General features: G+C 39.1%; 7 protein-coding genes, 3 pseudogenes and 1 riboswitch. Of the genes and pseudogenes, 9 read left to right on the forward strand and 1 reads right to left on the reverse strand.

What is annotated here, in order from left to right:
- Positions 1-35 precede the first annotated feature (35 nt).
- From sagA to DYD17_RS04225, 5 genes and pseudogenes are all read left to right on the forward strand, one after another.
- Positions 36-191: a TOMM family cytolysin streptolysin S gene (sagA, locus tag DYD17_RS04205; RefSeq protein WP_080555679.1), complete on the forward strand. Its 156-nt coding sequence runs from the start codon at positions 36-38 to the stop codon at positions 189-191.
- A 218-nt stretch (positions 192-409) separates the two neighbouring features.
- A pseudogene (locus tag DYD17_RS04210) lies at positions 410-631 on the forward strand (streptolysin associated protein SagB); the annotation flags it as partial.
- A pseudogene (locus tag DYD17_RS04215) lies at positions 621-1,134 on the forward strand (IS982 family transposase); the annotation flags it as partial. The pseudogenes DYD17_RS04210 and DYD17_RS04215, both read left to right, overlap by 11 nt.
- Positions 1,125-2,106, forward strand: a pseudogene (locus DYD17_RS04220) (ABC transporter permease). The pseudogenes DYD17_RS04215 and DYD17_RS04220, both read left to right, overlap by 10 nt.
- Positions 2,107-2,461: 355 nt before the next feature.
- A complete protein-coding gene (locus DYD17_RS04225) occupies positions 2,462-5,287 on the forward strand; it encodes an endonuclease/exonuclease/phosphatase family protein (RefSeq protein ID WP_115252765.1) in 2,826 nt (941 codons plus the stop codon).
- Between the two features lie 83 nt (positions 5,288-5,370).
- Here the strand turns inward: DYD17_RS04225 and DYD17_RS04230 are convergent.
- Positions 5,371-6,719, reverse strand: a protein-coding gene (locus tag DYD17_RS04230) for an IS3 family transposase (RefSeq protein WP_115252561.1) whose coding sequence is annotated in 2 segments (ribosomal slippage) — positions 5,371-6,278 and positions 6,278-6,719 — 1,350 coding nt in all. Because the reading frame shifts where the segments join, the coding sequence is not laid out codon by codon here.
- A 218-nt stretch (positions 6,720-6,937) separates the two neighbouring features.
- Positions 6,938-7,057, forward strand: a riboswitch (PreQ1 riboswitch).
- On the opposite strand from DYD17_RS04230, the gene DYD17_RS04235 reads away from it, so the two are divergent.
- From DYD17_RS04235 to pulA, 4 genes are all read left to right on the forward strand, one after another.
- On the forward strand, positions 7,055-7,558 hold the full coding sequence (locus tag DYD17_RS04235) for a QueT transporter family protein (RefSeq protein ID WP_115252766.1): 504 nt from the start codon (positions 7,055-7,057) through the stop codon (positions 7,556-7,558). (Overlaps the previous riboswitch by 3 nt.)
- Positions 7,559-7,704: 146 nt before the next feature.
- Positions 7,705-9,663 carry an NAD-dependent DNA ligase LigA gene (gene ligA / locus DYD17_RS04240; RefSeq protein ID WP_115252767.1) on the forward strand — a complete coding sequence of 653 codons (1,959 nt, stop codon included), beginning with the start codon at positions 7,705-7,707 and terminating at the stop codon, positions 9,661-9,663.
- A 12-nt stretch (positions 9,664-9,675) separates the two neighbouring features.
- Positions 9,676-10,698 carry a diacylglycerol kinase family lipid kinase gene (locus tag DYD17_RS04245; RefSeq protein WP_003060188.1) on the forward strand — a complete coding sequence of 341 codons (1,023 nt, stop codon included), beginning with the start codon at positions 9,676-9,678 and terminating at the stop codon, positions 10,696-10,698.
- An 8-nt stretch (positions 10,699-10,706) separates the two neighbouring features.
- Complete coding sequence (gene pulA / locus DYD17_RS04250; protein ID WP_174221709.1) at positions 10,707-13,007, forward strand: type I pullulanase; 2,301 nt, start codon at positions 10,707-10,709, stop codon at positions 13,005-13,007.
- Positions 13,008-13,097: the final 90 nt, after the last annotated feature.

Consider the following 13,097-nt stretch of genomic DNA (forward strand, 5'->3'; position numbering starts at 1 on the left):
CAGTTGTTTATTTGTTGGATAAGGAGGTAATCGTTATGTTACAATTTACTTCAAATATTTTATCTACTAGTGTAGCTGAAACAACTCAAGTTGCTCCTGGAGGCTGCTGCTGTACTACTTGTTGCTTCTCAATTAACGTTTGGGGCGGTAGTACGCAAGATGGTAGCGGAAGCTATACACCAGGTAAATAATCTATTTAATACCTCAATTTAATGGCATATCAACGTGATTAGTTTGCTAGCGACCAGGTTACCTATCGTAACAGTTGGTGAGACTAGTGTTAAATGGAGGTGTTAGGACATGAGGCAGTGGTAATCGTCTTGGTTCTAGTGTCTCGAAGTAATTAGCAGGTACTAAGTGGTACCTGCTAATTACTATATGTTTGGTAGAATAAGATAGAAAGATTACTATGCCATTTTTTACGAAAGATAAACACGTTTTAGACAATCGTCCCCCCTAACGTTGGAAAAGGCAAGACCATTATTTGAATTTAACACCAATCACTTATCCTTATCGGGGTACTATCATTAGACGGTTCTAAAGACATCGAAACAGCTGGTTGCTCAACATTTAATGCCTAATGAGACCGACCGATAATCTTAGTCAGCGATTTTTAATGAATTACAAGTCTAAGCAGTTTTCCATTGCCACTTTGCCAACCTGTTCGCAATCATAGGGCGAAGATTTTCAATAGCTTCGCTGATATTGGGCATAATGCCGCTAAAAACCTTTGGTTCTATGGTTTTAAAGTTCATATGCTGGTCACTTTGTCGGGTTTTATTCTCAACTATGTTGTGACACCAGCCTCTGTTCACGATATCAAAGTTGCTAATGAGTTGCTAGAAGGCTGTAGACAATCTGTTATCCTTGCTGATTTAGGCTATCTCAGCCAAGAACTAAAAGAGACCTTACAACAGGAAGGCTATCACTTATGGACACCTTTACGCCAAAACATGGTCGGTGCAGAATAACATAATCACTGGCAATGACTTGTCATGAGGAGAACAATAGAAAACACGTTTTTCAGAGCTTTGTTCGCTATTTAATATTGAGCACACGTTGACTAGAAGTATCACGGGACTACAATTGAGAATTGAACAAATCATAATGGCTTATCATTTGAGATATTTTTAAATCAACTAGCACCACGAGTATTATTTGTTAAAATACGACGGAAAAAAACAGTTATGTGACCTTTTTTTGTTGCCTATTTTAACAACACTGTTGGCTTTATCTTTGAGCTTTTCAGGAAATAATCAGGCTAAAATTGGAATTTTAGACAAAGATCACAGTCGAATTTCGAAACAATTTGTTGCTCAGCTAAAACAAACGAAAAAGTACGATGTGTTCACCAAAATAGAAGAAAATCATATTGATAATTACCTTTGGGAGAATTATAATATCATGGACGATGTGGCTGCTGGGGATTACAAACGATTTGACCAGTTGTTGCAGAAGAATAAGAGTTTGAATGACCATGTGCAACAAGAGACTTTAGCTGATCGTTCACGTAGCAAATCAGTGTCATCTACCACAACAGGTTTCTTATTAATCTTGATGCTAGGTAGCACGAGTGTGATTTATGGTGGGATTTTAACAGACAAGTCTAGTCAAATTTATAATCGTTTAGTACTATCTCGTTTGTCTCGTTTTCAATACATGCTCAGTTATGTCTGTGTTGGTCTTGTCGCGTTTACAATTCAAATTGCGATTATGTTTAGCCTATTAAAGATTTTTAACGTTAGTTTTTACATTCCGACCCCAATGCTCTTACTGATTTTCTTCCTCTTTAGTTTGTTAGAGATAGGTTTTGGTTTGTTAATTGGTGAGATGACTCAAAATCCCCAACAAAGTAGTCAATTAGCTAACTTAATTGTAATGCCAGCGTCTATGTTGGCAGGGTGTTTATGGCCCTTGTCCATTACCCCTTCTTATATGCAAGCTATTGGGAAACTCTTACCTCAGAATTGGGTTCTTTCAGCTATCGCTGTTTTCCAAAGTGGAGGAAGCCTAGCACAGGTCGGGTCTTATCTTTTGGCAATGCTAGTGACAGCAGTGGCTTTCATAACTTTGTCAAGTTTCTTATTAAAACTTGCTCATTCATAAGATTCAGGTTTAGAAATAGTAGTGTAATGCTCTTTTGATGAGCAATTGGCAAGATAAAAGCATCAATCTGACTGATTAGTGGTAACTAATCTGGTTAGATTGGTGCTTTTTAGGTGAAAGACGATTAACTTTCTGAACAAATGGGTGAATGATAAGAAGCTCTATCCAAAAGTGAGAGTACACCTGGAAAATGTTTGTTTTTTAACATAAATCAAAGAAAAATAAGTTATTGATAACGATTACATTTTTAGTAATGCTAACTTTTTGTAACAAAATATACAAAAATGTATTTCTTTTGCTTGTCAATTTTGTTACAATAGGCGTGTATTAAACGTACTAAATAAAAGGAGTTTTTATGTTAAACAGGAAATTTTTCACTTATGCGTCATTATTAGCATTGGTTGCTGTTCCTACTGTTGTTGAAGAGGTTACTCTGCAACAGCATCCCGTCTATGCTGAAGAGGTGGTTGTCCCTAAATCAGAAGAACCTGTTGCCACTGGTGTGGAAGATAATGGTTCTGCAACAACTCCCCTAGCCCCTGTCGAGACTACTCAACCAGCTCCTACAACACCAGTTGACTCAGTCAATACGACTGTAGCAGCTAAAGAAGAGACCCCAGCGAATCCTGAAGTAATGGCAGATGCTAATGGCAGTCAGCCTATTTCAGACGTTCGAGTAAGCCCTGAAGGAAAACCTTACACGGTTACAGGTAAAATTATCAGCGTCGTGAATGGCTGGGGTGGTAATGGTTTTTACATTCAAGATAGCAATGGCACAGGACTTTACATTTACCCTGAGAAAAATTTGGGTTATGCCAGTGGAGACATTATTCAACTGACAGGTACACTTACTAATTTCAAGGGTGAATTGCAGTTGAAAAAAATTACTGCCCATAAAAAATTAGAAGGGCAGCTTCCTACCCCTGTTAAAGAAACAACCATTCCCGAATTAGAAAAAGCAACTCAATCAACACTAGTTAAGTTATCGAATGTAACTGTAGGAGAAATAGCATCGGATAAATACGAAACCTCTTCTTTTAATGTCACAGATATCGATGGTAAAAGTGTGGCAGTTCGTTTAGACAATCGCACGGGGATTAAAACAAGTGACTTAGTCGCTAAAATTGGTCAGGGGGATGTCATCAATTTGACAGCTATTTTGTCAACTTTTGATGGGAAATTGCAATTAAAACCATTTACCTTGGAACAATTTGAAGTGGTGAAACAGGCTGTCAGAAAAGAAGACACTACGCCAGTTGGCAAGGTTGTGAAAATTGGAGATATCCAAGGGACTCATCATACTTCGCCTCTTTTGAAAAAAGCTGTAACAGTTGAACAAGTTGTTGTCACTTACTTAGATGATTCCACTCATTTTTATGTTCAAGATCTTAACGGCGATGGTAATGTAGCCACTTCAGACGGTATCCGTGTCTTTGCTAAAAGCGCCAAAGTAGCTGTCGGAGATGTATTGACGATTTCCGGAGAGGTTGAAGAATTTTTTGGTCGTGGATATGAGGAACGTAAACAAACTGACCTTACAATTACCCAAATTGTGGCTAAAACTGTTACCAAAACAGGGACAGCTCCAGTACCAGCCCCTCTTGTGTTAGGTAAAGATCGTGTGGCACCTGCTGATATCATTGATAATGATGGCTTACGTGTCTTTGACCCACAAGAAGATGCTATTGACTATTGGGAATCCATGGAAGGCATGTTGGTTGCTGTCGACGATGCGAAAATCCTTGGTCCAATGAAAAATAAAGAAATCTATGTTTTACCTGGTTCTAGCACGAGAGTTTTGAACAATTCAGGTGGTGTATTGTTGCCTGCAACCAGTTACAATACCGATGTGATTCCTGTACTTTTCAAAAAAGGTAAGCAAACTATCAAATCTGGTGATTCTTACAAGGGAAGATTAGCTGGGCCAGTCTCATACAGTTATGGTAATTACAAGGTTTTTGTTGATGATAGCCAAAAGATGCCTGTCTTAATAGATGGTCACCTTGCACCTGAAAAAACACATTTGCAAAAAGACCTAAGCAAATTAAGTATTGCATCTTATAATATTGAGAACTTCTCAGCAAACCCATCTTCAACCAAGGATGAGAAAGTTAAACGTATTGCTGAATCCTTTATTCACGATTTGAATGCACCTGATATCATTGGTCTAATTGAGGTACAAGATAATAACGGCCCAACCGATGATGGTACTACAGATGCTACTCAAAGTGCTCAACGCTTGATTGATGCTATTCAAAAACTTGGGGGCCCAACTTATCGTTATGTTGATATTGCTCCAGAAAATAATGTTGACGGTGGTCAACCTGGTGGGAATATTCGGACAGGTTTCCTCTATCAGCCAGATCGTGTTAGTTTGTCTGATAAACCAAAAGGTGGGGCTAAGGATGCTCTATCATGGGTAAATGGGGAGTTAAACCTCAGTGTTGGTCGAATTGATCCAACTAATCCTGCTTGGAAAGATGTCCGTAAATCACTAGCAGCAGAATTTGTTTTCCAAGGAAATAAAGTTATTGTGGTGGCAAACCATTTGAACTCTAAGCGTGGGGACAATGCTCTTTATGGACGTGTGCAACCTGTTACCTTCAAATCTGAAGAAAGACGCCATGTTTTAGCTAATATGCTGGCTAAATTTGCCAAAGAAGGAGCAACTCATCAGGCAAATATTGTGATGTTAGGTGACTTTAACGATTATGAATTCACAAAAACGATTCAGTTGATTGAAGAAGGGGATATGGCTAACTTGGTCAGCAGACATGATTTAGCAGATCGTTATTCTTATTTCTACCAAGGAAACAACCAAACCCTCGATAACATGCTGGTATCTCGTAATCTGCTTGGTCAGTATGAATTTGACATGGTGCATGTGAATTCACCGTTTATGGAAATTCATGGCCGTGCTTCTGATCACGATCCATTGTTGCTTCAATTATCCTTTAAAAAAGCCGCAGATGCAGTTATAGAGGAAGGTAAACAAGCTCCGACTGCTACTGAGCAGAAAAAGGTAGTAACAGCTAAACCACTTGCGGCAGCTCAAAAAGCATCCTCAGAGAAGGCTTTGCCAAAAGCAGGTGAAAAAGCTGGGATTGTGATGACTATCTTAGGAATGACTAGCCTGTTTGCTTCTGTTAAGTTGTTTAGAAAAGGCCAAGAAAGACAATAAGCACAAAACAATTTTAAAATCCCTAGTGGGGTAAAGGACCTGAGTAAAGTCTGAAGTGACCCCCAAAAGTTGGACATTATATTTTAAGTTAAGGATTGAGTTCTGTATTGCACAGGACTTAGTCCTTTTAATGTAAGTTTGATTCGTTTAGTGTTGTAGTAGTTGATATATTCTGAAATAGCTGTTTTTAATGTTTCGAGGGAAGTAAATTCCTTCTCAAACCCATAAAACATTTCTGTCTTCAATGTTCCAAAAAAAGATTCCATCATGCCGTTATCTAAGCTATTTCCTTTACGCGACATGGACGGTCTCATTCCATGCACCTCAAGAAAATGATGGTAGTAAGTGTGTTGATATTGCCATCCTTGGTCACTATGTAAAATAGTGCCCTGGTAAGTTTGTTCAGGAAAAGCCTCGGAAAGCATCGTTTTAAGTTGTTGTAAGTTTGGCGAGGTAGATAAATGATATGCAATAATCTCACTGTTAAAGCCATCAAGAACTGGTGATAGATACAATTTTTGATCACTAGCAGGAATTGAAAACTCTGTGACATCGGTATAACACTTCTTAAGTGGTTGGGTAGCTTTAAATTGACGCTTAATGAGATTATCAGCTTTCTTGCCAACCTCACCTTTATAAGAGTTATAGCGACGTTTCGCACGGATTCTAGCTTTCAAACCAAGTTCTGTCATCAAACGTTGAACTTTCTTATGATTAACTTTATAGCCTCGATTTTTAAGTTCGAGGTGAATTCTACGGTAACCATATCTCCCTTTGTTCTCAGAATAAATATCTTGAATAGCTTCTTTTAATTCTTTGTTGTTATCTCCCTGAGTTAGACGTTTAACCTGATAATAGTAGGTTGATCGAGACAGCTTCAAAATATTAAGTAGGATTCTTAAATCAAATACATTGATTAGTCCTTGAATGATTTCTGTTGCTCTTTGAGCCTTGCTTCGACCCTCAATCGGAGTTCTCTCAACTTTTTTAGTACGGCATTCTCCGCTCTAAGGTACTCATTATCATATTGAAGACGCTCTAATTCAGTCATTTCTTCAAGTTTTCTCTTTGGTTTGCGTCCCATCTTTACAGGTCTCCCTCTTGATTTCTCAAGAATAGTATACCCGTTTTTCTTGTATTGCGCTATCCAATTAGGAAGCATTCCCTTGTTTGGTAATCCATAATCTAGAGAAACCTCTAGCTGAGACCTACCTTTCATCAGAACTTCGTTTATGATTTCCTGCTTTAGTTCAGGAGAATAATACCTATTTTTCCTTTTACAAACACTTTCCAATCCGTGTATATCAATAAGGCGGACCATGTATTGAAGGTTATACTTACTCATATTAAATGTTTGACTGATTTTAGGCCATGTCCAACCAGATTGTCGTAAGCGATAGATTTCAATTTTATCTTCATAACTTAATTTCATAGAAAAACACCCCAAAAGTTAGATTTGTTGTCTAACTTTTGGGGTGCAGTTCAGTCTCAGGTCCTTTTACTTTTCAGCCAAATAATTTATCTAATAAAAGAGAAAATCATGACACTAAAAGTATTCAGTTAGTCTGTATGAAAGGAATCGAGAAGGTAAACATGTCCCTTTGTTACAAGTCGCAGGAGTATTTAGTATTTTTGTAAAGTTGGCCTTTTTGTGGTACAATGTAACCGTTGTTTAGCAACCCTTGGTGCTTAGTTCCCTTTCACCAAGCATATTAGACACGTAAAGAGTTAGGTTTGACTAACTGCTTTGACGTTAAAGGAGAAAAAATGACAAAATTAACAGTGCGTGACTACGTTCACATTGCTTTAGTGGCTGCTCTCTATGTGGTATTGACCATTACGCCTCCTCTGAATGCCATTTCTTATGGAATGTATCAGTTTAGGGTATCTGAAATGTTGAATTTCCTTGCTTTTTACCATCGCAAGTATATCATTGCAGTGACTCTAGGGTGTATGATTGCAAACTTTTACAGTTTCGGACTTATTGATGTCTTTGTTGGCGGTGGCTCAACCCTTATTTTTGTGACGTTGGGTGTCGTTCTCTTTAGGAAGTACCACAAAGACTATCTATTTAATGGTCTTGTTAACAAGGCGTTATTTTACTTTTCTTTCTTTTTTGCCGCTTCCATGGTGACCGTTGCTATTGAGCTTTCTTTCTTTGGTGCACCCTTCCTATTGACCTGGTTTACAACGGCTATGGGGGAATTGGCATCGCTGCTCATCGGTTCTCTGATTATTGATAAGCTAGCTAAGCGTATGTCTTTTCATTAACGAATATTCATAACCGGAGTGAGAGAGGCTCCTACACTTTTTAGAAAATAGGTACTTGGACAGTTGCTGGATTTTACAGCTGTCCTTTTTATTTTCTTCTGATTAGGAAATAGCTTATTTTTAATCTTTTATGATAAAATAAGAGTATGAAAAAACGCATAAGAGAAGTGACGGAATTGCTTAACCGTTACCGTCAAGAATACTATACCAATGATTCCCCTTCTGTTTCTGATAGTGAGTACGATAAGCTTTATCGTGAGCTAGTGGAGCTTGAAAACCAATACCCTGAGCATGTCTTACAAGATAGCCCAACTCAGAATGTCGGAGGAACCCTTCTCACCGGTTTTGACAAATACCAGCACCAGTATCCACTATTTAGTTTGCAGGATGCTTTTTCGCGTGAGGAATTAGATGCCTTTGACAAGCGGGTTAAATCGGAATTTCCTGATGCCACTTATCTAGCAGAGTTAAAAATCGACGGTTTATCCATCTCTTTAAGTTATGAAAATGGCCAATTACAGGTGGGAGCTACCCGCGGAGATGGTAGTATTGGTGAAAACATTACAGAGAATCTTAAACAGATTAAAGATATCCCTCAAGTATTGCCTCAACCCCTGACCATAACTGTTCGAGGAGAGGCCTACATGTCTCGGCAATCGTTTAAAGCAATTAATGAAGAGAGACAGGAAAACGGTGAAACAGAATTTGCCAATCCTAGAAATGCTGCTGCGGGTACCTTGAGGCAATTAGATACGGCGGTAGTGGCCAAGCGTCAATTGGCTACTTTTCTCTACCAAGAAGCTAGTCCCACAACCAGAAGTCAGCAAGATCATGTCTTGAAAGCATTAGCTGATTTGGGTTTCTCAGTTAATCAGCGTTACCATCTATCATCCTCTATGGATGAGATTTGGAATTTTATTCAAACTGTGGAGGCAGAACGCGAGCAATTGGCTTATGATATTGACGGTATTGTCATCAAAGTGAATAACTTAGCCATGCAAGAAGAGTTGGGATTTACGGTTAAAGCGCCACGTTGGGCGATTGCCTACAAGTTTCCAGCAGAAGAAAAAGAGGCAGAAATCCTTTCGGTTGACTGGACAGTTGGTCGAACAGGTGTGGTTACCCCAACAGCAAACTTGACATCAGTTCAATTAGCTGGAACAACGGTCAGCAGAGCTACCTTGCATAACGTCGATTATATTGCGGAAAAAGATATTCGAATTGGAGATACCGTAATTATCTATAAAGCTGGGGATATCATTCCTGCTGTCTTGCGCGTGGTTTCTGACAAGCGTCAGGAACAGGTGCCTATGTGGATTCCAAGTCAATGCCCATCTTGTCAGAGTGATTTGGTGCATTTTGAGGATGAAGTAGCTCTACGCTGTATCAATCCTTTGTGTCCGAGTTTGATTCAGCGAGGGTTGGAACATTTTGCCAGTCGAAATGCCATGAATATTGCTGGACTTGGGCCTGCTGTTGTGGAAAAACTCTTTTTAGCAGGGCTTGTTCACGATGTGGCAGATATTTACAAGCTCACTAAGGAAGATCTTCTGCATCTAGATGGTATTAAAGAAAAGTCGGCCGAAAAATTGCTAGCAGCTATTGAAACATCCAAATCAAATTCAGCCGAGAAATTGTTATTTGGTTTAGGTATTCGTCACATTGGTGCTAAGGCCAGCCGTTTAATTTTGGAAACTTGCGGAAACATTGAGCATCTTTTAACGGTGAGAGAAGAAGACATTGCGACTATTGATGGTCTGGGCATGGTGATTGCTAAATCATTGGTTCAATATTTTCAACAAGCTTCTGCCATTCTTTTAGTAGAAGAACTAAAGAATGCTGGAGTTAACTTAGCTTATTTAGGACAGAAGATTGATAGTAATGCAGAATTATTTGGCTTAACGGTTGTTTTAACGGGCAAGTTGGAGAAAATGACTCGCAACGATGCAAAAGCAAAATTAGAAACCTTAGGTGCTAAAGTGACTGGCAGTGTGTCTAAGAAAACGGACTTGGTGATTGCTGGAAGTGATGCAGGGTCTAAGTTGGAGAAAGCGCAGGCTTTAGGCATTCGAATCGAAGGTGAAGAGTGGCTAGAGCAGCTTTAGGAGAGGTATTGTATGAAAAAACAAATGAGAGCACGTCTCATTTATAACCCGACATCAGGACAAGAAATGATGAAAAAGAGTGTTCCTGAGGTCTTAGATATTTTGGAAGGGTTTGGGTATGAAACCTCTGCCTTTCAGACGACAGCAGAAAAACATTCTGCTTTAAATGAAGCCAGAAGAGCTGCGAAAGCTGGATTTGATTTACTGATTGCTGCTGGAGGAGACGGTACCATCAATGAGGTAGTCAATGGGATTGCGCCACTGAAAAAGCGTCCCAAGATGGCTATTATCCCAACAGGAACAACCAATGATTTTGCGAGAGCTTTGAAAGTTCCAAGAGGGAACCCTAGTCAGGCGGCCAAACTCATTGGAAAAAACCAAACCATTCAAATGGATATTGGTAGGGCTAAGAAAGATACCTATTTTATCAATATTGCGGCAGCAGGAAGTTTGACTGAATTGACTTATAGCGTTCCTAGTCAGTTAAAAACCATGTTTGGCTATTTAGCCTATCTTGCTAAGGGTGTTGAATTATTGCCACGTGTTAGCAATGTTCCTGTTAAAATTACCCACGATCAGGGCGTTTTTGAAGGTCAAGTGTCCATGATTTTTGCAGCCATTACCAATTCTGTAGGTGGCTTTGAAATGATTGCTCCTGATGCTAAGCTTGATGATGGCATGTTTACTTTGATTTTAATCAAAACGGCTAATCTTTTTGAGATTGTACACCTTTTGCGTTTAGTTCTAGATGGCGGCAAACACATTACGGATCGTCGTGTGGAATACATCAAAACGAGTAAAATAGTAATTGAACCTCAATCAGATAAGCGCATGATGATCAATTTAGATGGAGAATATGGTGGCGATGCCCCAATCACACTTGAAAATCTGAAAAACCATATTACATTCTTTGCAGATACTGATTTGATTTCTGATGATGCCTTGGTACTGGACCAAGAAGAATTGGAAATTGAGGAGATGGTGAAGAAATTTGCGCATGAAGTAGAAGATTTAGAACAAGAACTGGAGGAATAAAGGAAGTGATAGATAATGCCATTACCGTTCATTATCATAGTCGTCAAGGAAACTACTTTAATTTAAGTTTGTGGCAGTGGCAAGATGGGAAATGGGGAAAAGATGCCTACTTCTCTCGATTTGATAGTTTTGGTGCAGTAGCTCAGTTAAGTTATCCGGCTCCTTACTTTTTAAGCCATGCTTATGTGATTGTAAAAGATCAATTGTGGCAGCACAAAACGATTGATTATCGTATTGACCGTGACTATGGTGTTCCAAAAACAGAAGTTTGGCTAGTGGACGGTGATGACACTGTTTATTATTCAAGGCAAGCTGCAGTTGCTAGTCGTTCGTATGGGCGTAGAATGGCTCATTCGTTTGATATGGCAGTTAACAGCAAAGCTTTCGATAAGCGTTGGGGATTTAATGGATGGCTTGGTTTTCGTTACCAGGAGAATCAGACGACCTTTCGCTTATGGGCTCCGACTGCTGAACGAGTTGATCTGATTTTATATGATTCAACGGCTGAACGAGCGAGCGTAGAGAGAGTTGTTCCTATGATTCGCGGCCATGTCAGTAATCCTGAAGATCATTCTAAAAATACTCACGGAGTGTGGGAGTTATGTTTAGAAGGAGACTATAACTATCAGGCCTATCGTTATCGAGTGTATTACCGTAAACGGACCTTTAGAGATACACGAGACCCTTATGCCATTGCAACAACGGCTAATGGTCGTCGCTCCATTGTGATTGCCCCTAACCAGCTAAAGCCAGAAGGTTTTGAAGTCAAACAGGGCAAAGAAGCAACGTGGAGACTAGACAATCCTAATCAAGCTGTTATCTATGAAATGCATGTGCGAGACTTCTCAAAATCTGAGACTTCAGGTGTCAGTCCATTACATCGTGGTAAATTTAAAGGATTGATTGAAAAAGGAACGCGTAACGAATTTGGGGACAAGACTTGTTTTGATTATGTCACGTCATTAGGGATAACTCATATTCAGTTGCAACCTCTTTTTGACCATCATCAAATCATTGAAGACAGTGGGGAATATGCCTATAACTGGGGATATGATCCTGAAAATTATAATGTGCCTGATGCGAGTTTTACCAGCAATCCTCACGAACCTGCGACACGTATTTTAGAATTAAAAGAAGTGATTCAAGCTTATCACGATGCTGGTATTAATGTCATCATGGATGTGGTCTATAACCATACCTTTTCATCTAGGGACTCAGCATTCCAACTAGCTGTTCCTGATTATTATTACCGGATGAATCCCAACGGAACCTTCCAAAATGGGTCGGGATGTGGTAATGAGACGGCTAGTGAAAAGGAAATGTACCGTAAGTACATGCTTGATTCTATTTTATATTGGACCAAAGAATTTAATATTGACGGTTTTCGTTTTGATTTAATGGGCTTGCATGATATTGAAACCATGAATCTTATCAGACGGGAATTAGATAAAATTGACCCAAGAATTCTTGTTTTTGGAGAAGGATGGGATATGGGAGTAGGGTTAGCTCCTGAACAAAAAGCTAAAAAAGATAATGCTTACAAGATGCCAGGAATTGGTTTCTTTAATGACGATCAGCGTAACGCGGTTAAAGGCGCAGAAATCTATGGGACATTTGAGGAAGGTTTTGCCTCTGGTGCAGCTACCGAAGATTGTGTTGCCAAGTCTATTTTGGGGAGTGATGAATTGGTCCACTATTTAAGTCCTAGTCAGGTAGTGAACTATGTAGAAGCTCATGACAACTACAACTTGAATGACCTCTTTTGGGCGCTCAATCCAACTGATAATCAAGAAGAACATACTCGTCGTATCCAGCTAGCTTCTGCCATGAATATCTTGATGCAGGGCATGTGTTTTATGCAGATTGGTCAGGAGTTTCTAAGAACTAAATTATATCCGACAGGAGAACAAGGAGAACTCACCCATGCAGACAAAGAAAGAGCTATGAATTCTTATAACGCTCCAGATCAGGTAAATCAAATTGACTGGAGACAGGTCACTCTAGAAAAAGAAACCGTTGCTTTTATGAAAAAATTAATTTTTTTGAAAACAAAAACCCATCTGTTTTCATATCCAAGTTTCGAAGAAATTCGTCGTCATGTCTATATTGAAAAAGCGGATAAAGGTACTGGTTTTATCAGCTTCACAGTGGATGATAAAAGAAAATACAAGGTTATTTTCACAACTTCTGGCAAACGCTTGCAATCATGTGTCGAGCATGATATAATTGAAACAAATGACAAGCGCTTTCAAAAAAGGGAGTTGTTACTCAATCCTTTGACAGCGATGATCCTTGATATTACAGAATAACCTGAGGTTTCTCAGGTTATTTTTGTTTTCTTGAGGCATAATCTTGTCTGGGATGAACCTGAAAATAGAGGTTTAAAAAGAGTGAGGATT

This window comes from Streptococcus dysgalactiae subsp. dysgalactiae (genome assembly GCF_900459225.1).
Lineage (GTDB): Bacteria > Bacillota > Bacilli > Lactobacillales > Streptococcaceae > Streptococcus > Streptococcus dysgalactiae.

Excerpts from the sequence above, each read along its gene's own strand:
- sagA (WP_080555679.1), top strand. The coding sequence starts at position 36 with ATGTTACAATTTACTTCAAATATTTTATCTACTAGTGTAGCTGAAACA.
- DYD17_RS04225 (WP_115252765.1), top strand. The coding sequence starts at position 2,462 with ATGTTAAACAGGAAATTTTTCACTTATGCGTCATTATTAGCATTGGTT.
- DYD17_RS04235 (WP_115252766.1), top strand. The coding sequence starts at position 7,055 with ATGACAAAATTAACAGTGCGTGACTACGTTCACATTGCTTTAGTGGCT.
- ligA (WP_115252767.1), top strand. The coding sequence starts at position 7,705 with ATGAAAAAACGCATAAGAGAAGTGACGGAATTGCTTAACCGTTACCGT.
- DYD17_RS04245 (WP_003060188.1), top strand. The coding sequence starts at position 9,676 with ATGAAAAAACAAATGAGAGCACGTCTCATTTATAACCCGACATCAGGA.